At 73.8% G+C, this 20519-nt stretch carries 18 protein-coding genes; 12 read left to right on the plus strand and 6 right to left on the minus strand.

Annotated features, from left to right (window positions below; genetic code table 11):
* Positions 1-137: 137 nt before the first annotated feature.
* Positions 138-419: an HPr family phosphocarrier protein gene (locus ACFYMP_RS11450; protein WP_388854331.1), complete on the minus strand. Its 282-nt coding sequence runs from the start codon at positions 417-419 to the stop codon at positions 138-140.
* A 170-nt stretch (positions 420-589) separates the two neighbouring features.
* Between ACFYMP_RS11450 and ACFYMP_RS11455 the strand changes: the two genes are divergently transcribed.
* From ACFYMP_RS11455 to ACFYMP_RS11470, 4 genes are all read left to right on the plus strand, one after another.
* Positions 590-3517, plus strand: a complete 2928-nt coding sequence (locus tag ACFYMP_RS11455; protein ID WP_388854334.1) for a GNAT family N-acetyltransferase — start codon at positions 590-592, stop codon at positions 3515-3517.
* A gap of 71 nt (positions 3518-3588) precedes the next feature.
* Positions 3589-4215 carry a DUF5998 family protein gene (locus tag ACFYMP_RS11460; RefSeq protein WP_388854337.1) on the plus strand — a complete coding sequence of 209 codons (627 nt, stop codon included), beginning with the start codon at positions 3589-3591 and terminating at the stop codon, positions 4213-4215.
* Positions 4215-5408, plus strand: a complete 1194-nt coding sequence (locus ACFYMP_RS11465) for an alkaline phosphatase family protein (RefSeq protein WP_388854340.1) — start codon at positions 4215-4217, stop codon at positions 5406-5408. Before ACFYMP_RS11460 ends, ACFYMP_RS11465 begins: the two co-directional genes overlap by 1 nt.
* 113 nt (positions 5409-5521) lie before the next feature.
* A complete protein-coding gene (locus ACFYMP_RS11470) occupies positions 5522-6172 on the plus strand; it encodes a thymidine kinase (protein WP_388854343.1) in 651 nt (216 codons plus the stop codon).
* 39 nt (positions 6173-6211) lie between these two features.
* Here ACFYMP_RS11470 and ACFYMP_RS11475 read toward each other — a convergent pair whose 3' ends face one another.
* Complete coding sequence (locus ACFYMP_RS11475) at positions 6212-6931, minus strand: VOC family protein (protein WP_388855139.1); 720 nt, start codon at positions 6929-6931, stop codon at positions 6212-6214.
* A 300-nt stretch (positions 6932-7231) separates the two neighbouring features.
* On the opposite strand from ACFYMP_RS11475, the gene ACFYMP_RS11480 reads away from it, so the two are divergent.
* Positions 7232-8059: a sulfurtransferase gene (locus ACFYMP_RS11480; protein WP_388854346.1), complete on the plus strand. Its 828-nt coding sequence runs from the start codon at positions 7232-7234 to the stop codon at positions 8057-8059.
* A gap of 172 nt (positions 8060-8231) precedes the next feature.
* Here the strand turns inward: ACFYMP_RS11480 and sepH are convergent, their stop codons facing one another.
* Positions 8232-9299: a septation protein SepH gene (gene sepH / locus ACFYMP_RS11485; protein ID WP_388854349.1), complete on the minus strand. Its 1068-nt coding sequence runs from the start codon at positions 9297-9299 to the stop codon at positions 8232-8234.
* Between the two features lie 606 nt (positions 9300-9905).
* On the opposite strand from sepH, the gene ACFYMP_RS11490 reads away from it, so the two are divergent.
* Entirely contained in the window at positions 9906-11189 is a 1284-nt protein-coding gene (locus ACFYMP_RS11490) for a hypothetical protein (RefSeq protein WP_388854352.1), read from the plus strand.
* Positions 11190-11334: 145 nt separating this feature from the next.
* On the opposite strand, the gene ACFYMP_RS11495 is transcribed toward ACFYMP_RS11490, so the two are convergent.
* Together ACFYMP_RS11495 and ACFYMP_RS11500 are read right to left on the minus strand one after the other, a co-directional pair.
* The gene (locus ACFYMP_RS11495) at positions 11335-12657 is read right to left on the minus strand and encodes a D-arabinono-1,4-lactone oxidase (protein ID WP_388854355.1); all 1323 of its coding nucleotides are present in this window, start codon (positions 12655-12657) and stop codon (positions 11335-11337) included.
* Positions 12614-13912, minus strand: coding sequence for an MFS transporter (locus tag ACFYMP_RS11500; protein ID WP_388854358.1), 1299 nt, complete (start codon positions 13910-13912; stop codon positions 12614-12616). The genes ACFYMP_RS11495 and ACFYMP_RS11500 overlap by 44 nt, the downstream gene beginning before the upstream one ends.
* A gap of 307 nt (positions 13913-14219) precedes the next feature.
* Here ACFYMP_RS11500 and ACFYMP_RS11505 point away from each other — a divergent pair, with 307 nt between their 5' ends.
* Both ACFYMP_RS11505 and ACFYMP_RS11510 read left to right on the plus strand, forming a co-directional pair.
* A complete protein-coding gene (locus tag ACFYMP_RS11505) occupies positions 14220-15332 on the plus strand; it encodes a ferrochelatase (protein ID WP_388854361.1) in 1113 nt (370 codons plus the stop codon).
* 59 nt (positions 15333-15391) lie between these two features.
* The gene (locus ACFYMP_RS11510) at positions 15392-16192 is read left to right on the plus strand and encodes an inositol monophosphatase family protein (RefSeq protein ID WP_388854364.1); all 801 of its coding nucleotides are present in this window, start codon (positions 15392-15394) and stop codon (positions 16190-16192) included.
* A 153-nt stretch (positions 16193-16345) separates the two neighbouring features.
* On the opposite strand, the gene ACFYMP_RS11515 is transcribed toward ACFYMP_RS11510, so the two are convergent.
* Entirely contained in the window at positions 16346-16543 is a 198-nt protein-coding gene (locus tag ACFYMP_RS11515; protein WP_388854367.1) for a hypothetical protein, read from the minus strand.
* A gap of 412 nt (positions 16544-16955) precedes the next feature.
* Here ACFYMP_RS11515 and ACFYMP_RS11520 point away from each other — a divergent pair, with 412 nt between their 5' ends.
* The 4 genes from ACFYMP_RS11520 (at position 16956) to ACFYMP_RS11535 (ending at position 20510) form a co-directional block, all read left to right on the plus strand.
* Complete coding sequence (locus ACFYMP_RS11520; RefSeq protein ID WP_388854370.1) at positions 16956-17609, plus strand: response regulator transcription factor; 654 nt, start codon at positions 16956-16958, stop codon at positions 17607-17609.
* A 2-nt stretch (positions 17610-17611) separates the two neighbouring features.
* On the plus strand, positions 17612-18889 hold the full coding sequence (locus ACFYMP_RS11525) for a sensor histidine kinase (RefSeq protein WP_388854372.1): 1278 nt from the start codon (positions 17612-17614) through the stop codon (positions 18887-18889).
* 394 nt (positions 18890-19283) lie between these two features.
* Positions 19284-19580, plus strand: coding sequence for a DUF4193 domain-containing protein (locus ACFYMP_RS11530; protein ID WP_077970787.1), 297 nt, complete (start codon positions 19284-19286; stop codon positions 19578-19580).
* Between the two features lie 12 nt (positions 19581-19592).
* The gene (locus ACFYMP_RS11535) at positions 19593-20510 is read left to right on the plus strand and encodes a hypothetical protein (RefSeq protein ID WP_388854375.1); all 918 of its coding nucleotides are present in this window, start codon (positions 19593-19595) and stop codon (positions 20508-20510) included.
* Positions 20511-20519: the final 9 nt, after the last annotated feature.

Below are 20519 nucleotides of genomic sequence, written 5' to 3' on the forward strand. Positions count from 1 at the left end.
GGCTGTGGGGCGGGGGGGGCGCCCCGCCGACCTAAAGAACCCGCTACATGGGCGGCCCCGCGGCGGGGCGCCGGGGGGGGGGGCGCCCGCCCCCCCCCCCCCCCCCCACGGCGTCTCCCGAAGCGCGCGCCGCCCGCTCAGACCGTCTCGGGCAGTTCGTCCAGACCCTCGGTGACGAGTCTGGCGAGCCGGTCGAGGGCGGCCTCGGCCCCCTCCGCGTCGGCGTGGAGCGTGATCTCCTGGCCGCCCTCGACCCCGAGGCCCAGGACGGCGAGCATCGAGGCGGCGTTCACCGGCTGCCCCCCGTCCTTGGCGATGGTCACCGGGATTCCGGCGGCCGTGGCCGCGCGGACGAAGATGGAGGCGGGACGGGCGTGGAGGCCCTCTGCCCAGCCGACGTTGACGCGACGTTCAGCCATGTTGCAGCCCTTCAGAATCCGGGTCGTCAGGAACCCTCGTTTGTCTAGACCAATCGCCCCATGGTGGCACAGGGCCTCGCCCGGCGGCACGGTCTCGCCGGTACTCCCCGCTCACACTGCTCCCCGCCCGGCGCGCCCGCTACTCGCACAGGCGGTCGTACGCTGACCTCATGGAGACCCCGGAGGACCGGCATGGCTACCCCGCGCACTGGGAGGCCGATGTGGTGCTGCGCGACGGAGGCACCGCCCGGATCAGGCCGATCACCACGCAGGACGCCGATCGGCTGGTCAGTTTCTACGAGCAGGTCTCGGACGAGTCGAAGTACTACCGATTCTTCGCGCCCTACCCGAAGCTGTCCGACAAGGACGTCCACCGCTTCACCCACCACGACTACGTCGACCGGGTGGGACTCGCGGCGACCGCGGCCGGGGAGTTCATCGCCACCGTCCGCTTCGACCGCGTCGACTCCCGGGGCGTGCCCGCCTCCGCCCCGGCCGACGAGGCCGAGGTCGCCTTCCTCGTCCAGGACGGCCACCAGGGGCGCGGTGTGGCCTCCGCCCTGCTCGAACACATCGCGGCCGTCGCGCGCGAGCGCGGCATCCGGCGGTTCGGCGCCGAGGTGCTGCCCGCCAACACCAAGATGATCAAAGTGTTCACCGACGCCGGGTACCAGCAGGAACGCAGCTTCGAGGACGGGGTCGTCCACCTCACCCTCGACCTGGAGCCCACCGACCGCTCGCTCGCCGTCCAGTACGCCCGCGAGCAGCGCGCCGAGGGCCGCTCGGTGCAGCGGCTGCTCGCCCCCGCCTCCGTCGCCGTGATCGGCGCGGGCCGTACGGACGGCGGCGTCGGCCGCAGCGTCCTGCGCAACCTGCTGAGCGGCGGCTTCGCGGGCGGCCTGTACGCCGTCAACAGCAACTTCCCCGAGGACCAGCACACCCTGGACGGGGTCCCCGCCTTCCGGACCGTCGCCGGGATCGGCCTGCCGGTGGACCTCGCCGTGCTCGCCGTCCCCGCCGACCGGGTGCCCGAGGCCGTCGCCGAGTGCGGGGAGCACGGGGTGCGCGGGCTCGTCGTCATCAGCGCCGGGTACGGCGAGAGCGCGGAGGCGGGCCGGGCCAGGCAGCGCCGGCTGGTCCGGCAGGCCCGCACCTACGGGATGCGGCTGTTCGGGCCCAACGCCTTCGGCCTCGTCAACACCGCCCCCGAGGTCCGGCTCAACGCCTCGCTCGCCCCCGAACTGCCCCGCGCGGGCCGCATCGGCCTGTTCACCCAGTCCGGTGCCATCGGCATCGCCCTGCTCTCCGAACTGCACGGCCGGGGCGCCGGACTGTCCACCTTCGTCTCGGCCGGCAACCGCGCCGACGTCTCGGGCAACGACGTCCTCCAGTACTGGTACGACGACCCGGACACCGACGTCGCCCTCATGTACCTGGAGTCCATCGGCAACCCCCGCAAGTTCACCCGCCTCGCGCGCCGCGCCGCGACCGCCAAGCCCCTCGTCGTGGTCCAGGGCGCCCGGCACAGCGCCACCACCCCGCCGCTGCACGCCGTGACCGGGACCCGGCTGCCGCACGCCACCGTCTCCGCGCTGCTCGGCCAGGCCGGGGTGGTCCGCGTCGACACCGTGACCGATCTCGTCGACGCCGGGGTGCTGCTCGCCGACCAGCCGCTGCCCGCCGGACCGCGCGTCGCGATCCTCGGCAACTCCGAGTCCCTCGGCCTGCTCACCTACGACGCGTGCCTGTCCGAGGGGCTGCGGCCGCGCACCCCGCTCGACCTCACGACCGCGGCCGCCCCCGCCGACTTCCGTCGCGCCCTGAAGGAGGCGCTCGCCTCCGACACGAGCGACGCCGTCGTCGTCACCGCGATCCCGTGGATCGGCGGCGAGGGCGCCATGGAGTGGCCCGAGGGCGAGGAACTGGGCACCGCGCTGCGCGAGACGGTCGCCGCCGCCCCCGTACGCAAACCGGTCGTCGTCGTCCACGTGGAGCTCGGCGGCCTCGCCGACGCGCTCTCCGCCGCGAGCGCGACCCTGCCGGCCGCCGCCGGGGCCCGCACTCCTGGCGGCGCCGTGCGCGCGAACCTCCCGCGCACCGGCGGGGCCCCGGCCGCCCCGCACACGCACACCGGTCCCTCCGTCCCCGCGAACCGCCCGGCCGCCCCCGGCGCGAAGGACCCGGCGGGAGCGACGCGGGACGAGGCCCCCGCCGCCCCCGCCTCCACGCGTATCCCCGCCTACCCCGCGCCGGAGCGCGCCGTACGGGCCCTGGCCCGCGCCGTGCAGCACGGCCAGTGGCGCAGGGACGCCGCCGACCCCGGGAAGGTCCCCGAGTTCGATGACATCGACGAGAAGGGCACCGCCCGGCGCGTCGCCGAGCTCCTCGACGCCCTCCCGCACACGGCGCGCGGCACGAGTCCCGGGGCCGCGGACACCGAGGACCTGCTGCGCCGCTACGGCATCCCGACCCTGACCGCCCTGCCCGCCCCCGACGCCGACCGGGCCGTCGAGGCGGCCGCCCGGCTCGGCTACCCCGTCGCCCTCAAGATCACCGCGCCCCACCTGCGGCACCGCCCCGACCTCGGCGGGGTCCGGCTCGACCTCGCCGACGAGGCCGATCTGCGCCGCGCCTACGCCGAACTCACCGCCCTCCTCGGCACCCCCGCCGAACTGCACCCGGTCGTGCAGTCGATGGCACCGCGCGGCGTGGACACCGTCGTACGCGCCGTCCTCGACCCGGCGGCCGGGGCCGTCCTGTCCTTCGGCCTGGCCGGGGCCCCCTCCGAACTGCTCGGCGACACCGCGCACCGGCTCGTCCCCGTCACCGACAAGGACGCCGCCTCGATCGTGCGCTCCATCCGCACCGCGCCCCTCCTCTTCGGCTGGCGCGGGGCCGCCCCCGTCGACACCGCCGCCCTCCAGGAGCTGCTGCAACGCGTGTCCCGGCTCGTGGACGACCACCCGGAGGTGGTCGCCCTCTCCCTCGAACCCGTCGTCGTCTCGCAGTCCTCGGTGTGCGTCCTCGGCGCCTCCCTGCGGCTCGCGCCCGCCCCCGTCCAGGGCACGCTCGGCCCGCGGCGGCTGCCCGTCTACTGATCGCCGCCCGGCCCGGCGCCGACGGCGTACGGCGTCCTCGGCAGGGGGCGGGCGGCCGTAGGATGGACGGCATGGCAAAGACCGGTACGACGACCCAGGGGCTGCGCGCGGCGATCGAGCGCAGCGGCTACTACCCGGCCCTCGTGGCCGAGGCGGTGGAGGCCGCGGTCGGCGGCGAACCCGTCGTCGCGTATCTGGTCCACCAGGAGACCACCTTCGACGCCAACGAGGTGCGCCGCCACGTCACCGTCCTGGTCCTCACCGACCAGCGGTTCATCGTCAGCCACACCGACGAGCAGGCCGCCGACGACACCTCGCCCACCCCGTACGCGACGACCTCGACCGAGTCCGTGAAGATCCACCGGATCTCCTCGGTCGTCCTCAGCCGTGTCGTCGCGAACCCCGAGTCGTACACCCCCGGCACCCTGCCGCGTGAGGTCGTGCTGACCATCGGCTGGGGCGCCGTCTCCCGCATCGACCTCGAACCGGCGGCCTGCGGCGACCCCAACTGCGAGGCCGACCACGGCTACACCGGCAGTTCGACCGCCGACGACCTGAGCCTGCGGGTCAGCGAGGCCGGAGACGGTCCCGAGACGGTCCGCCAGACCCTCGACTTCGCGCAGGCCCTCTCCGAGGCGACCGCGGCCGCCCCCGCCGCCGAGGCAGGACCGCAGGGCACCGCCGGAGCCGGCCACTGATGGCGCAGCCCGCCTGGGAAGAACCAGCGATCCTGCCGCTCGGCTCGGCACCCCTCCCGCAGTACGGGCACGGCTCGCTCGCCGACCTTCTGCCGACCCTCGCCGCCGGATGGGCGGTCCCCGGGTACCGGGCCGCGCTCAGCGGACTGGCCCCGGCCGACCGCGCCTGCGTCTTCCTGATCGATGGCCTCGGCTGGGAGCAGCTGCGCGCCCACCCCGCGGAGGCGCCCTTCCTCACCTCGCTGATCGCCGGTTCACGCGGCGGCAGCGGGCAGCCGCTCACCTCCGGCTTCCCCTCCACCACGGCGACCTCCCTCGCCTCGGTGGGCACCGGCACCGTTCCCGGGCAGCACGGGCTGCTCGGCTACACCGTGCGCAATCCCGCCACCGGCGACCTCATGAACCAGCTCCGCTGGCAGCCCTGGACCTCCCCGGGCGCCTGGCAGCCGTACGAGACGGTCTTCCGCGCCGCCGACGCCGCCGGGGTGCACACCGCGCAGGTCTCCGCCCCGCACTTCCGGGAGACCCCGCTCACCCAGGTCGCGCTCAGCGGCGGCACCTTCCACGGCCGCCTCACCGGCGAGGACCGCATGGACCGCGCGGCCCTCGAACTCGCCGCCGGGGACCGCTCGCTGGTCTACACGTACTACAGCGAGGTCGACGCGAGCGGCCACCGCTACGGCGTGGACTCCGACGCCTGGCGCGGGCAGCTCATGCACGTCGACCGTCTCGCCCAGCGCCTCGCCGAGCAACTGCCGCCGCGCAGCGTCCTCTACGTCACCGCGGACCACGGCATGGTCGACATCCCGCAGGACGAGCCCTCCCGGATCGACTTCGACGAGGACTGGGAACTGGGCGCCGGTGTGGCCCTGCTGGGCGGCGAGGGCCGGGCCCGGCACGTCTACGCGGTGCCCGGCGCCGCCGCCGACGTCCTGACCGTGTGGCGCGAGGTCCTCGGCGAGCAGTTCTGGGTCGCGAGCCGCGAGGAGGCTGTCGAGGCCGGCTGGTTCGGGCCGCCCGGCGCCCTCGACACCCGGGTGCTGCCCCGTATCGGTGACGTCCTCGCCGCCGCCCACGACCGGGTCGCCGTCGTCGCCACCCGTCGCGAGCCGCGCGAGTCGGAGCTGATCGGGATGCACGGCTCACTCACCCCCGAGGAGCAACTCGTCCCCCTGCTCGAAGTGCGCACCTGACCGGGGGCGTACGCTCCCCGCGCGACCGCCCCGACTTCGAGACCGCCCCGCCGGGCCCCGGCACGCCCGCGCCCGCCGACCGCCCCGACCCCGTACGAAAGGCTCCCGCCCCCATGCCTGAGCTTGTGTTCTTCTCCGGAACCATGGACTGCGGAAAGAGCACCCTGGCGCTCCAGATCGGGCACAACCGCTCGGCCCGGGGCCTGCGCGGAGTGATCTTCACGCGGGACGACCGGGCGGGGGAGGGGAAGCTCTCCTCCCGCCTGGGCCTGGTCACCGACGCCGTCGAGGCGCACGAGCGGATGGACCTCTACGGCTATCTCGTCGATCACCTCTCGCGCGGCGGCAGGGCCGACTACGTCATCGTCGACGAGGCGCAGTTCCTCGCCCCCGAGCAGATAGACCAGCTCGCCCGCGTCGTGGACGATCTCGGGCTCGACGTCTTCGCCTTCGGCATCACGACTGACTTCCGCACCCGGCTCTTCCCCGGCTCGCAGCGGCTGATCGAACTGGCCGACCGCATCGAGGCGCTCCAGGTCGAGGCGCTGTGCTGGTGCGGGGCCAAGGCCACCCACAACGCCCGCACGGTCGGCGGGATCATGGTGGTCGAGGGGGAGCAGGTCGTCGTCGGCGACGTCAACGAGAACTCCGCGGAGGTCGGCTACGAGGTGCTGTGCCGCCGCCACCACCGGCGCAGGCTGACCAGCGCCGCCGCCGGAGCGGGCACCCTGTCCCCGGACGTCCTGCCGGTCACCGCCGACTGAGCGGGGACGGGCGGCCACGCGCCCCGTCGGCCCGCGCCCTCACCCCCGCGTCCGCACCAGGACGAAGACGGCACCCTCCGGGTCGGCCACGGTCGCCTGGGGGCCCAGCGGCCCCTCCCGCGGGGCGCGCAGCACCTCGCCCCCCAGGGAGGCGACGCGCGCCGCCGACTCCGGTACGTCGTCCACCTCGAAGTACGTCAGCCACCGGGGCCCCTGCTCGTGCGACAGCGCACCGCCCACCCCGTGCAGGGCCGCGACCGGCCGCCCGTCCAGGAAAAGCGTCAGGTGGTCGAGATCGGCCGAGACCACCGGCTCGGCGGTGAAACCGAAGACGCGCCGGTAGAACGGGCCCACCGACGCGGTGTCCCGCGTGACCAGCTCGACCCAGGACTGCGCCCCCGCCACCCCCGTCACGGCGAAGCCCCGGTGCTCCGCCGCCTGCCACAGCCCGAAAACCGCGCCCGTCGGATCGATGGCGAGCGCCATCCGGCCCGCGTGCGGCGAGTCCAGCGGCCCGACCCCGACGGTGCCCCCGCAGGCGCGTACCGTCTCCGCGAGCCGGTCGGCGTTCTCCGCCGCGAAGTACGGCGTCCAGGCCACGGGCAGCCCGGACCCGGCGGGCAGCCGGCCGATGCCCGCGACCTCCCGCCCGTCCAGCAGCGCCCGCTCGTAGGGGCCGAGCTGCCGCGGCCCGCTCCGGAACTCCCAGCCGAACAGGGCCCCGTAGAAGCGGTGCGCCGCCGCCGGGTCGCGCACCATCAGGCTCACCCAGCACGGTGACCCGGGCGCGTGCGGCGGGGTTCCCCCGTCCGGGGTGTCGCCGGGTCGGTCCCCGCGGGACGCGCCCACCCCGCCCGCGCCCGCCTCCCCGGTCGTGCCCGTACCGGCGGCTGTGTCCCCGTCGGCCGTCCACCGCCCCTCAGCCATCGCCACTGTCCCTCGGACTCCCTTCGTGTACCGGGTCGCGCACGTTGCGTACCCGATTGTGCACCCTTGGTGGGAAAGGTCCCACGCCGGGAGGGGCCGACCGGGCGGCGGCCGGTGCGCGAGGATGACCCCATGACGACGACACCGCTGATCTCCGCACCCGAACTCGCCGAGGCCCTCGACGCGCCCGAGCCCCCGGTGCTGCTCGACATCCGCTACCAGCTCGGCACCCCCAGCAAACGCCCCGAGTACCTCGAAGGCCACCTGCCCGGAGCGGTGTTCGTCGACCTGGACGCCGAACTCGCGGCCCCGCCCGGCCCCAAAGGACGCCACCCCCTGCCCCCGGTCGAGGAGTTCACGCGGTCCCTGCGCGCGGCCGGGGTGCGCGGCGACCGGGGCGTCGTCGTCTACGACGGCGGCCAGGGCTGGTCCGCCGCCCGCGCCTGGTGGCTGCTGACCTGGGCCGGACACCCGGACGTGCGGGTGCTCGACGGGGGACTGCCCGCCTGGACCGGGCCCATCCAGACCGGCGCGCCGGCCCCGGAACCGGGTGACTTCACCCCGCGCCCCGGCGCGCTGCCGACCCTCGACGCGGACGCCGCCGCGGCCCTCGCCGGGAGCGGGGTCCTGCTGGACGCGCGGGCGGGGGAGCGGTACCGCGGGGAGGTCGAGCCGATCGACCCGGTGGCCGGGCACATCCCCGGCGCCCTCTCCGCGCCGACCGGCGAGAACCTGGACGCCTCGGGCCGCTTCCGGCCCGCCGCCGAACTCGCCGAGCGGTTCCGGGCGCTGGGGGTCCGCGAGGGAACCCCGGTCGGCGTGTACTGCGGCTCGGGGGTCTCCGCCGCCCAGGAGATCCTGGCCCTGCGCGTCGCGGGCTTCGAGGCGGCGCTCTACCCCGGTTCCTGGTCCGAGTGGAGCGCCGACCCGGAGCGGCCCGTGGCCACGGGAGCCGCCTAGGGCCTGTCGTCACCTTCGCGTCGTCGCCCGAAGGACGGCCGTGCGGGTGACGACGGGAACGAGCAGACACGCCCCGCCGTCAGCCGCCGGGGCGGACGGCTCCGCGCGAGCACGCGTGGGGGCCGCCCGTCCGCCGGGGCGGCCCCCACGCGTGTCCACACCGGTCCGGCCGCTACTCCTGCTTCTTGCGGCGCGTGCCGAAGACGATCTCGTCCCAGCTGGGGACGGCGGCGCGGCGGCCGGGACGTACGCCGTCGGCCTCCGCCTGACGGTCCGTCGAGCCGATCAGCCGGTCGCGGTGGCTGGTCACGGCGCGCGGCATCAGTACGTCCGCGTACGCCGAGCCGGCCGAGGCCGCCGGGGCCGGAGGCTCCTCGACCTCGGGTTCCTGGTCCGGCTCGTCCTGCACGGGGCGGTCCGCGGAGGGGCGCTCGGGGACCACCATGTCGCCCCGGAAGCTCGGCACCGCTTCCAGCAGACTCGTCAGCGAGTCCCGGCCCTGGTCCGAGGAGGACGCCGTGAGCGCCTGCTCCTCCTCGTCCTCGGCGGCGGCCGGGGGCACGGCGGGGCGCTCCGGGGACGGCCGCTCGAAACGGTCCAGCGGACGGTCCCTGGGCAGCCGCGCGATCCTCGGCACGAAGGGGAAGCTCGGTTCGGGCGCTGCCAGTTCGTCGGACTCGCCGATCAGCGAACGCGCCTCGTCGTCCACCGCCTGCACGAGCCGGCGCGGCGGGTCGTAGGTCCAGCTCGCCGAGTGCGGTTCACCCGCGACCAGATAGACGAGCAGGACCTCCCAGGTCCCGTCGTCGCGACGCCACGAGTCCCACTGCACGGTCTCCTTGTCGGCCCCGCGCATCAACAGGCGCTCCTGCACGGCCTCGCCGAGCTGCGGACCGGCCGTCTCGCCGGGCCGGCGCACCGGGGTCTTCCTGGCCCGCTCCGCCATGAAGGCGCGTTCGGCCAGGACGGGGCCCTCGAAACGGCGTACCCGGTCCACGGGGATGCCGGCCAGCTGGGCGACTTCCTCCGCGCTGGCGCCGGCTCGTATCCGCGCCTGGATGTCCCGCGGCCGCAGGTGGCTCTCGACCTCGATCTCGATCTGGCCGAGGCGGGGACGGTCGCCGCGCACGGCGGCACGCAGCCGCTCGTCGATGGCGAGGGTGTACTCCGTGTTGTCGGCAGCCTTCAGCACCAGCCGTGTGCCGTCGTTGCTGACGGCCACGACACGCAGTTCGGGCATGGGAACCTCCCGGGTGGTGCCTGCCGACGTCACGTGCGTCGCTGCTTCCGCTAGTCGAGTGTGGCCTGCCCGGGTGCAGCCTGCCACAACCTTGCCGAGTTGCCCGGCGTGTCGGGGGCGGGCCCTGACGCTCCGTTATGGCACGGTTACTCATTTGCAACGCTGAGTGACCACCCGGCCGCCCATGCGTCGCGAGGACCGCCCCGCCGGAGTCGACCGCCCCGGTGCGACGGGCTTCGGACACCCTGACAGGAGACCGGACCCAGGGCTCGCAACAGTACTCCATTCGGGCCACCGGGGTGGACGTCGTTCCGCCGAACTTTGCTCCACGCGGGGGAGTTGTCCTACGGAAGGAGTCATTCCAGGGGCACTTCGGGGCAGGCGACGCAGAGCGGGGGCGAGCCGGGTGGCGCGCTTCACAAAATCCACGGAACCGGAACCATTCGATTCGCCCGTTAGTCAATCCGTGCGGCAAGGTGGATGAAAGGCGATGTAAGGCTGGAGATGCTCAAGGAAGACGTAAAGCGTGGCGAAAGCAGCGAACTTGACATACCGGGTGAACCGGACGGAAAGGGTGAAGGTTCGTCCAAGCGTATTGAGCTGAGCGTGGCGCAGGTCGCGGGCTCGGCCGTCGCGTCCGTGGCCGCCGCGATCGCCGCCTCCCAGCTCGGTGTCTACGGGACCATCCTCGGCGCGGGCGTCATGAGCATCGTGGCGACCACCGGCGGCACCGTCTTCCAGCACCTGTTCCGCCGTACCGGGGAGCAGATCCGTGAGGCCGCCGTGCAGGTCAAGCCCCGGGGGCACGCCATCCCCGTGGCGGGCGACGGGATGCCCGTCGCCTCGACCTTCCTCGCCCACCCCGAAGACCGCGAGGACCTCGCGGTGCTGGAGGGCGCCGTCCCGCCGGAGGGCCCCGAGACGCGGATGATGCCCGCGCTGCCCGTGGACGCGGACCCGACCCGGCCGTCGGTGCGGGTGGGCCGGGAGGACGAGCCGACCCGGCTGCTCCCCGGGGCGCGCCGGGGTGAGGACGCGACCCGGCTGTCGCGGCAGCCGGAGAGCCCGGAGAGCCCGGAGAACCGGGAGCGCCCGGAGCACCCCGGGAACGAGGACCGGGCGACCCGGCTGCTGGGGCGGCCGGAGCGTGAGGAGCAGGCGACCAGGGCACTGCGGCAGACGGGCGCGGACGACGCGGCCACCCGGCTGCTGCGCGCCGCCGATTCCGCGGGCCCCACGCCGGGAGGCGCCACCGCGGGCCCTCCCACCGGCTCCGGTACGGGTGCCGTGCTGCCCGAGGGGCTCTCCCAGGAGTTCGGCGAGGCCGTGACCCACGGCCGCCGGGTGCGCGGCTGGCGCAAACCGCTGATCACCGCCGCCGCCGTGTTCGGTGTCTCCATGGCCGGGATCACCGGGTACGAACTGCTCGCGGGGCACTCGCTCAGCGGCGGGCACGGCCCGACGATCAGTCACATCGGCGGGTCCGGCGGAGGCTCCTCCCGGCACGACGGCCCGGCGACCGACCCGGGCGTCACCCCCTCGCAGGGGGAGCGGCCCGGAGCCGGTCCCTCCGGACCGGGGGAGGGGACGGAGTCCCCCGGCGGGCACACCAGCCCCTCGCCCGGCACGAGCGACACGGACAAGAAGAAGGATCAGGACACCGGCAAGAGGAGCGACGAGCCCACCGGTTCGTCCGGGACCGGGAAGAGCGAGGGGCCCGGCCAGAGCGGCGAGGGCTCCCCGGCCGCGCCGACCCCGACGCCCTCGCCGTCCACCCCGCCGCAGACCGGCGGGGACGGCGCGGGGAACGCAACCGGCCAGGACGGCTCGGGCCAGGGCGGCGTGGAACGCGACGTACAGCCCGAGCAGGACGCCACCCAGGCGCCCTGAGGCCGAACGCGGACACGGACGAGGCCCGTCCCCGGCGTACCGACGCCGGGGACGGGCCTCCTCGCTGTCCCGGTGGGCCGGGCACGTCTCACCGGCCCGGACGCCGGCCGCCGCCCCCCCGTGACCCGGCGCCCGCGCCCGCGCCTCAGGAGCCGAGGACCCGGCGCAGGTACGGGTTGGTGAACAGCCGGTCCGGGTCGAGCCGGTCGCGCACCGCGGTGAACTCGGCGAAGCGCGGATAGACCTCCGAGAGGTACGCGGCGTCCCGCGTGTGCACCTTGCCCCAGTGCGGCCGCCCCCCGTGCGCCGTGAAGACCGCCTCCGCCGCCGTGAAGTACTCGCGGTACGGAGTGCCCCGGTACAGGTGGACCGCCACGTAGCCGGAGGCGCGGCCGGAGGCCGTGGACAGCGGGATGTCGTCGGCGGGCGCCGTGCGCACCTCCACCGGGAAGCTCACACGCAGCCCTGAACGCTCGACCGCGGCCCGCAGTTCGCGCAGGGCCGCCGGTATCTCCGCCAGCGGGAGCGCGTACTCCATCTCCACGAAGCGCACGCGGCGCGGGCTCGTGTACACCTTGTACGGGATGTCCGTGTACGTCCGGGCGGACAGCGCCCTGCTGGAGACCCGGGCCACCGCGGGGATCGTCGCGGGCACCGCGCGGCCCAGCGTGTTGACCGCCTGGAACAGGCCGTTGGAGAGGAACTCGTCCTCGAACCAGCCGCCGAGCCGGCCGAGCGGGGCGGCCGGTCCCTGACTGCGGTTGTTGCGCTTGGTGTTGCACCGGCCGGTGTGCGGGAACCAGTAGAACTCGAAGTGCTCGTTCTCGGTGACCAGCTCGTCGAACTCACCGAGCACCCGCGCCAGCGGCATGGGTTCCTCACGGGCGGTCAGCAAGAAGACCGGTTCGACGGCGAAGGTGACCGAGGTGAGCACGCCGAGCGCGCCGAGACCGATCCGCGCCGCCGCGAAGACCTCCGCGTTCTCCTGCCGCGAGCAGCGCAGCAGCGTGCCGTCCGCCGTGAGCAGTTCGAGTCCCACGATCTGCGCGGCGATCGAGGCGGAGTCGCGGCCGGTGCCGTGCGTACCGGTGCTGACCGCGCCCGCGACGGTCTGCTCCATGATGTCGCCCATGTTGGTCAGGGAGAGCCCCTCCCGGGCCAGCGCGAGGTTCAGCCGCTTGAGCGGGGTGCCGGCCGCCACGGTGACCGTCCCCGCCTCACGGTCGATCTCCCGCACCCCGGTCAGCAGGTCGGGGCGGATCAGCACCCCCTCCGTGGCCGATATCGCCGTGAAGGAGTGGCCGGTGCCCGCCGCCTTGACGGTCAGTCCGTCCTCGGCGGCCCGGCGCAGCGCCGCCGCCAGCTCCTCGACCGAGGCGGGCGCCGCCTCCCGGGCCGGCCGGGCGCTGATGTTCCCGCCCCAGTTACGCCACGTCCCGCTCCCGGTCCTGCCCGGCCTCGGGAGCAAGCCCCGGCGTCCCGGCCACCCCGTCGTCCGTGGCCCTGCCTGTGTCCTGTTCATCGGCCCCTCCCCGCTGCGGTGCCGGCCTCGACAGCCGGCGATACCCCAGGAACGCGACCACGACCGCGACCGCCCCGGCAACCCCCGGGACCGCGTAGCCCGCGGCGGCCCCCCGGGCGTCGATGACCCAGCCCGCGACGGAGGAACCGAGCGCGACGCCGACGGCCAGACCCGTACTCACCCAGGTCATGCCCTCGGTCAGCTTCGCGCGGGGTACGTGCTGCTCGACGAGGGCCATCGTCGTGATCATCGTGGGAGCGATCGTGAGGCCCGCGAGGAACAGCGCCACGGCCAGAAACGGAAGGTTCCCGACCAGTTGGAGGGGGATCATACTCACGCCCACCGCGCACACCCCGATCACCCAGCGCCGGGCCGGCGGCCGCGCGAAGTGGAACAGCCCGAACACGACCCCCGCCAGGCAGGAGCCGAGCGCGTAGACCGCCAGCACCAGGCTCGCCGCGCTCTTGTGCCCCTGCTCCTCGGCGAAGGCCACCGTGACCACGTCGATCGCACCGAAGATCGCGCCCGTGGAGACGAAGGTGACCACCAGGACCTGAAGCCCCACCGAGCGCAGCGCACTGCCTCCGCCGTGCTGCTCGACCGGGTGGGCCGCCGGTTCCGTCGCCCGCTGCGCGGTCAGCCAGAAGACGCCCACCGCCAGGAAGATCCCGGCGAGCAGCGGTCCGGCCTCCGGGAACCACACCGTGCACAGACCGATCGAGATGATCGGCCCGAAGATGAAGCACACCTCGTCGATCACCGACTCGAAGGAGTACGCGGTGTGCAGCATGCGGGGCTCGTTGCGGTACAGCGCCGCCCACCGGGACCGGATCATCGAGCCGATGCTCGGCACGCTCCCGATCCCGGCGGCGAAGACGAACAGCGTCCAGTCCGGCCACTCCCACACCGTCGCCAGCAGCAGCCCCGCCGTCGCGGCCAGCGCGACCAGCGTGGCCGGCCTCAGCACCCGGCGCTGACCGTGCCGGTCCACGAGCCGGGAGATCTGGGGACCGAGCGCCGCCGAGGCCAGCGCGACCGTCGCCGAGAGCCCGCCCGCGAGCCCGTAACGGCCGGTGAGCTGCGAGATCATCGTGACGATGCCGATGCCCATCATCGCGAGCGGCAGCCGTCCGAGCAGCCCCGCGAGCGAGAAGGAACGGCTGCCGGGCGCGGCGAAGATGGCGCGGTAGGGGCTGGGCAAGGAGGTCTCCGGGCGTACGGCCGAGGGCACGCGACGGCCCGGGGGAGGGCGCCGCGCGGACGGGGGCGAGGGCAGAGGGGTAATGAGTGAACCTAGCCGATAAAGCTTACGCAGCCGTACGTGTTTCCGCAGCGGCGGTACGCAGATCCGCAGCGGCGGTACGCAGATCCACGCCGCCCTCCCGGGACGGTCTCAGGAGGGCGCCACGCCGTCCCGCTAGGGAGCGTCACCGCGCCGCCGCGACGCGGGGCCCCACCGAGCCCGGGGGTGTTTCCCGGCCTCCCGGGCCAGGTGGCAGGATCGAAACATGGCCGAAGCTCTCGAACCCACCCCCTACGACGCCCTGCTGCTGCTGTCCTTCGGCGGCCCCGAAGGGCCGGACGACGTCGTCCCCTTCCTGGAGAACGTCACGCGCGGCCGGGGCATCCCCAGGGAACGGCTCAAAGAAGTCGGGAAGCACTACTTCCTCTTCGGCGGGGTCAGCCCCATCAACGAGCAGAACCGCGCCCTGCTCGACGCCCTGCGCGAGGACTTCGCCGCGCACGGCCTCGACCTGCCCGTCTACTGGGGCAACCGCAACTGGGCGCCCTACCTCGTCGACACCCTGCGCGATCTCGTCCGCGACGGGCGCCGCCGTGTCGCCGTCCTCGCGACCAGCGCCTACGCCTCGTACTCCGGCTGTCGGCAGTACCGCGAGAACCTGGCCGACGCGCTCGCCCAGCTGGAGGCCGAGGGCCTCACCCCGCCCCGCGTCGACAAGCTGCGCCACTACTTCAACCACCCCGGCTTCGTCGAGCCGATGGTCGACGGCGTGCTGCGCTCCCTCGCCGAGCTGCCCGAGGACGTACGCGAGGGCGCGCACCTGGCCTTCACCACGCACTCGATCCCCGTCTCGGCCGCCGACACCTCGGGACCCGCCGAGGCGCACGGCGAGGGCGGCGCCTACGTCGCCGAGCACCTGGACGTGGCCGCCCTGATCCACGCCGCCGTCCTGGAGCGCACCGGGATCGACCACCCCTACCGCCTCGTCTACCAGTCGCGCAGCGGCGCCCCGCACATCCCGTGGCTGGAGCCCGACATCTGCGACCACCTGGAGGAGCTGCACGGGAAGGGCGTCCCGGCCGTCGTCATGGCCCCGATCGGTTTCGTCTCGGACCACATGGAGGTGCTGTACGACCTCGACACGGAGGCCCGCGACAAGGCCGCCGAACTCGGGCTGCCGGTACGGCGTTCGGCCACCGTCGGCGCCGACCCCCGGTTCGCCGCGGCCGTACGCGATCTGGTGCTGGAGCGGGCCGCGACCGAGCGCGGGCAGCGGCCGGCGCGCTGCGCCCTCGGCGCCCTCGGCCCGAGCCACGACCTGTGCCCGGCCGGCTGCTGCCCGGCGCGCACCCCGCGTCCGGCCGCGGCCGGCGCCTGAGCGGTGCCCCACCCCCCTTGTTGTCCTCAGCACCCCGACCGTGAGCCCACAGGAGCGCCGTGACCGACCAGCTGACCGCAGAACTGCTCGACCTCGCCCTGGAGGCGGCCTCCCGGGCCGGCGCCCTCCTGCGCGACGGACGCCCCGCCGACCTCGGAGTGGCCGCCACCAAGTCCAGCTCGGTCGACGTGGTCACCGAGATGGATCTCGCCTCCGAGAAGCTGATCACCGACTTCCTGGCCGAGCACCGGCCCGAGGACGGACTGCTCGGCGAGGAGGGCTCCGCCACCGAGGGCACGAGCGGGGTGCAGTGGGTCATCGACCCCCTCGACGGCACCGTCAACTACCTGTACGGCCTGCCGAGCTGGTGCGTGTCCATCGCGGCCCGCAAGGACGGGGAGACGGTGGTCGGCGTCGTCGACGCCCCGATGCGCGGTGAGGTGTACCGCGCGACGCTGGGCGGCGGCGCCCACGTCGGTGACCGCGCGCTGCGGGTGCGGCCCGCCCCGCCCCTGGAGAAGACCCTGCTCGGTACCGGCTTCGGCTACCTCGCCGAACGCCGCGCCCACCAGGCGGACGTCGTACGGGCCCTGATCACCGAGGTCAGGGACATCCGCCGGGGCGGCTCCGCGGCGATCGACCTGTGCGACGTCGCGGCGGGGCGACTGGACGGCTACTACGAGCGCGGGCTCAACCCCTGGGACTACGCGGCCGGCGATCTCGTCGCGCGTGAGGCGGGGGCCGCGACCGGTGGCCGCCCCGGAGCGCCGGTCAGCACCGAGCTGACCGTCGCCGCCCCGCCCGGACTCTTCGAGCCGCTCCAGGCGCGGCTGGAGGAACTGGGCGCCTGGCACGACTGACCGCCCCCGCCGCGTACGGCGGGACACGGTGAAGGGCCCCGGCATCGAGCAGCGATGCCGGGGCCCTTCACCGTGCGGTACGGCTCGTGCGGTCCCGCGTGGGTCCGGCGCCGGTCGAGCGGCCGGAAGCGCGGGGACGCCCTGCTCCTCGGCTCAGGCGTGCTGAACGGTCTGGCGGGCGCCGGCCACGGCGCTCACCTCGACGCCGTGCTCCGCCGCGAGGCGGCGCAGGTCGTCCAGTTCGGACTCCTCGACGTCGACCAGAAAGTCGTCGCCGCTCTCGCGGGCCCTGGTCAGGTCGGACTCGGTGCTCTTTATGCGCTGCAGCAGTCCTGCGGTGAATGCGTCCATGGTGCGCCCCCTCGTCATGGGTCGTGGGTCGGCGGCACGGGGGTGTGCCTGGGGAGGGAGCGATCGTGCCGGCGCCGCTCTGCGGAAGCGGCCGGCGGCCCGCCTGGACGGCGGACCACATGCCAAACGTGATCGCGGGTGTTCTGGGGTCTTCCCCCGGCCCGATCCCGTGGAAACCTCAACCATCGCGCCGAATCGGCGATTCCCGGTTCCGGCGGCTTTCGCAGCTCCCGCACGCGCGGGCCCGGTGAACGCCTTACAGCCGGTTTATGGCCGAAAGGGGCAGGATGGAGCCCCCGGAACCGCGCCCCCGTGTGCCCGCACCCCCGCCAGGGGTGCCTGGGCCCCGGCCGTTCCGGGACACCCACATCCCGCGCCCCCGCCCGGGGCGCCCCGAGAAAGGACGGACGACGTGCGCGTACTCGTCGTCGAGGACGAGCAGCTGCTCGCCGATGCGGTGGCCACCGGACTGCGCCGGGAGGCCATGGCGGTCGACGTCGTGTACGACGGCGCCGCCGCCCTCGAACGGATCGGGGTCAACGACTACGACGTCGTGGTCCTCGACCGGGACCTGCCCCTCGTGCACGGTGACGACGTGTGCCGCCGCATCGTCGAGCTGGGCATGCCCACCCGCGTCCTGATGCTCACCGCCTCCGGCGACGTGAGCGACCGGGTCGAGGGCCTGGAGATCGGCGCGGACGACTACCTGCCCAAGCCCTTCGCCTTCACCGAGCTGATCGCCCGGGTGCGGGCCCTGGGCCGGCGCACGAGTGTGCCGCTGCCCCCCGTGCTGGAGCGCGCCGGGATCAAGCTCGACCCGAACCGCCGCGAGGTGTTCCGGGACAGCAGGGAGATCCAGCTCGCCCCCAAGGAGTTCGCCGTCCTCGAAGTACTCATGCGCAGCGAGGGAGCCGTCGTCTCCGCCGAGCAGCTCCTGGAGAAGGCCTGGGACGAGAACACCGACCCCTTCACCAACGTGGTGCGTGTCACTGTCATGACCCTGCGCCGCAAGCTGGGGGAGCCGGCCGTCATCGTCACCGTGCCCGGCTCCGGCTACCGGATCTGAGCATGGCAGCGTCCCCCTCTCCCTCCCCGCCCCCGGCCCGGCCCACCGCTCCCGCGCCCGTACCGCCCAAACCGCACTGGGCCCCGCACGGCGCCGAACCGCCCTTCCCGTGGCTGCGGCCGACCATCCGCATAAGGCTCACCCTGCTGTACGGCGGCATGTTCCTGATCGCCGGCATCCTGTTGCTCTCGATCATCTACCTGCTCGCGGTGCAGGCCGTCGGAGTCGGCCAGAAACTGCCCTTCCAGGTCGTCTCCGGGCAGGTCCGGGTCTCCAGCGACGTGTGCCCGAATCTGAGCACCCTGCATGACTCCACGGTCTTCAACGACGCCCTCAACGACTGTGTCGGACAGCAGCGGCAGCGCGCCCTCGACCGCTTGTTGAGCCGTTCCCTGATGGCCCTGCTCGGGCTGAGCGTCATCGCCTTCGCCTTCGGGTACGCGATGGCCGGCCGGGTGCTCTCCCCGCTCGGCAGGATCACCAGGACCGCCCGGCAGGTGGCCGGTTCCGATCTCTCGCGCAGGATCAAGCTGGACGGCCCGGACGACGAACTGAAGGAACTCGCCGACACCTTCGACGAGATGCTGGAACGGCTGGAGCGGGCCTTCACCGCGCAGCAGCGCTTCGTCGGCAACGCCTCCCACGAACTGCGCACCCCGCTCGCGATCAACCGCACGCTCCTGGAGGTCCAGCTCTCCGATCCCGGGGCACCCCCCGAACTGCAACAGCTCGGCAAGACCCTGCTCGCCACCAACGAGCGCAGCGAACAGCTCGTCGAGGGGCTGCTGCTGCTCGCCCGCAGCGACAACCAGATCGTGGAGCGCGGGCCGGTGGACCTCGCGGAGGTCGCCGGCCGGGCCATCGATCAGGTCAGGTCGGAGGCCGCCGACCGCGCGGTGGAGCTGCGCGGGGAGCGGGCCCCCGTCGTCGTCGAGGGCAACGGGGTCCTGCTGGAGAGGGTCGCGCTCAACCTCGTGCAGAACGCCGTGCGCTACAACCTGCCGGCCGGTGAGGGCGGCTGGGTCTCCGTCGACACCGAGGCCCAGCACGGGCAGGCGGTCCTGGTCGTGGCCAACACGGGCCCCGTCGTCCCCGCGTACGAGATCGACAACCTCTTCGAGCCCTTCCGCCGGCTGCGCACCGAGCGGACCGGCAGCGACAAGGGAGCGGGGCTCGGGCTGTCCATCGTCCGCTCGGTGGTCCGGGCCCACGGGGCACGTATTCACGCCGAACCCCGAGAGGGCGGTGGGCTCGTGATGCGTGTCACTCTGACGTTGTGACGACACACCGAGAGCGACCAGTCTGTTCGCTTTAAGGGGAATTTTCTGGACCTGTGGACCCGTTCCTCCTGTGTGATCGATCACAGGAACAGATATTCAGACATTCACTCTGGGTGATCCCTGCGGTCTGCGAAACGCCTGGAAAATGGGGGTTTTCGGGGGTGCGCCTCACGGGAAGTACACGGGGGGACGGTGGTCCGGTGCGACATTCGCACCGGTTACCGTTCGCACCGGCACTCGGCCCACTCCCTGTTCACGGGGCTGGTACAGGTGTCGATTGAGTAACAGACCTTGATGTGAGGCAAAATCTCCGCCTCAGGTCGGGCACAAGTCCGGCCTCTCACGCGTTACGAGCGCTGAGACACCGCATAGACACCCAGAGGGGGAGAGCGACATGGCTACGGATTACGACACTCCACGCAAGACGGACGACGACCTCAACGAGGACAGCCTCGAAGAACTCAAGGCCCGTCGTAACGACAAGTCCACCTCGACCGTCGACGTCGACGAGTTCGAGGCCGCCGAGGGGCTGGAGCTGCCCGGCGCGGACCTGTCCAACGAGGAACTGGCCGTCCGGGTCCTGCCCAAGCAGCAGGACGAGTTCACCTGCATGAGCTGCTTCCTGGTCCACCACAGGAGCCAGCTCGCCCGTGAGAAGAACGGCCAGCCCATCTGCCGCGACTGCGACTGAGGGCGGGCGGCCGTGACAGGCTCGACCCCACCCCGGAAGCACCGCTTCCGGAAGTCGGCAGCCGACGGCGGCCCCGGCCAGGGTGAACGCGTGGACGAGCGGGGCCCTGCGGCCTCGCTCGAAGGCCCGCGGGCCGAACCACGCCTCCCGGCCCCCGCGGGCCCGCAGGACGCCGCTGACGGCCCTGGAGCACCGCGCACGGCCGGCGGCCGGATCGCCTCCGTGCGCGGCGGCATACGCAACGGGGTACTGAGGGGCGGACAGGGCGCCCGCGCCGCGCTCGCCCTCGTCGCCGACCGCGTCATCGAGACCGCGCCACGCGTCCCCGTGCGCGATCTCGCCACCCTCCGCGCGCAGTTCCCCGGTCTCGGCCCCGAGGAGCTGGCGGACAAACTCGTCGCGGGAGCCGCCGCCGCGGCCTCCGCGGTCGGCGCCGGTGTGGGCGCCGCGGCGATGATGCCGGTACCGCCGGCGATGCCGGCGGAACTGGCCGCCGAGATCACCGCGGTCGCGGCCGTCGAGCTCAAGCTCGTCGCCGAACTGCACGAGGTCTACGGGCGTCGCCCCGAGGGCGCGCTCAGACAGCGCAGCACCGCCTATCTGACCTCCTGGACGCAGGAGCGGGGCATCGACCTCGCCAAGCCCGCCTCCGTCAACCTGGGGCTCAGCGGGCACGTCCGGAAGGAACTGCGGCAACAGGTCATGAAGCGCATGGTGCGCAACCTGCCCAACCTGATGCCCTTCATGATCGGCGCGGCCGTCGGCGCCTACCTCAACCGGCGCGACACCCGCAGACTCGCCGAGCACATCCGCGCCGACCTGCGCCGGCACGCGATCGCCTGGGACGAACTGCCCGCACTGCCCCCGCTGGAGCAGCCGAAGTCCCCCGAGCTCCTGCCGGGCCCCGTCGATCCCTCGCCGGAGCCCTGACCGGCCGGA

It is taken from the genome of Streptomyces sp. NPDC007088, from assembly GCF_042869355.1.
Lineage (GTDB): Bacteria > Actinomycetota > Actinomycetes > Streptomycetales > Streptomycetaceae > Streptomyces.

Coding starts and splice junctions, on each gene's coding strand:
- ACFYMP_RS11450 (WP_388854331.1), bottom strand. CDS start 419: ATGGCTGAACGTCGCGTCAACGTCGGCTGGGCAGAGGGCCTCCACGCC.
- ACFYMP_RS11455 (WP_388854334.1), top strand. CDS start 590: ATGGAGACCCCGGAGGACCGGCATGGCTACCCCGCGCACTGGGAGGCC.
- ACFYMP_RS11460 (WP_388854337.1), top strand. CDS start 3,589: ATGGCAAAGACCGGTACGACGACCCAGGGGCTGCGCGCGGCGATCGAG.
- ACFYMP_RS11465 (WP_388854340.1), top strand. CDS start 4,215: ATGGCGCAGCCCGCCTGGGAAGAACCAGCGATCCTGCCGCTCGGCTCG.
- ACFYMP_RS11470 (WP_388854343.1), top strand. CDS start 5,522: ATGCCTGAGCTTGTGTTCTTCTCCGGAACCATGGACTGCGGAAAGAGC.
- ACFYMP_RS11475 (WP_388855139.1), bottom strand. CDS start 6,931: ATGGTGCGCGACCCGGCGGCGGCGCACCGCTTCTACGGGGCCCTGTTC.
- ACFYMP_RS11480 (WP_388854346.1), top strand. CDS start 7,232: ATGACGACGACACCGCTGATCTCCGCACCCGAACTCGCCGAGGCCCTC.
- sepH (WP_388854349.1), bottom strand. CDS start 9,299: ATGCCCGAACTGCGTGTCGTGGCCGTCAGCAACGACGGCACACGGCTG.
- ACFYMP_RS11505 (WP_388854361.1), top strand. CDS start 14,220: ATGGCCGAAGCTCTCGAACCCACCCCCTACGACGCCCTGCTGCTGCTG.
- ACFYMP_RS11515 (WP_388854367.1), bottom strand. CDS start 16,543: ATGGACGCATTCACCGCAGGACTGCTGCAGCGCATAAAGAGCACCGAG.
- ACFYMP_RS11525 (WP_388854372.1), top strand. CDS start 17,612: ATGGCAGCGTCCCCCTCTCCCTCCCCGCCCCCGGCCCGGCCCACCGCT.
- ACFYMP_RS11530 (WP_077970787.1), top strand. CDS start 19,284: ATGGCTACGGATTACGACACTCCACGCAAGACGGACGACGACCTCAAC.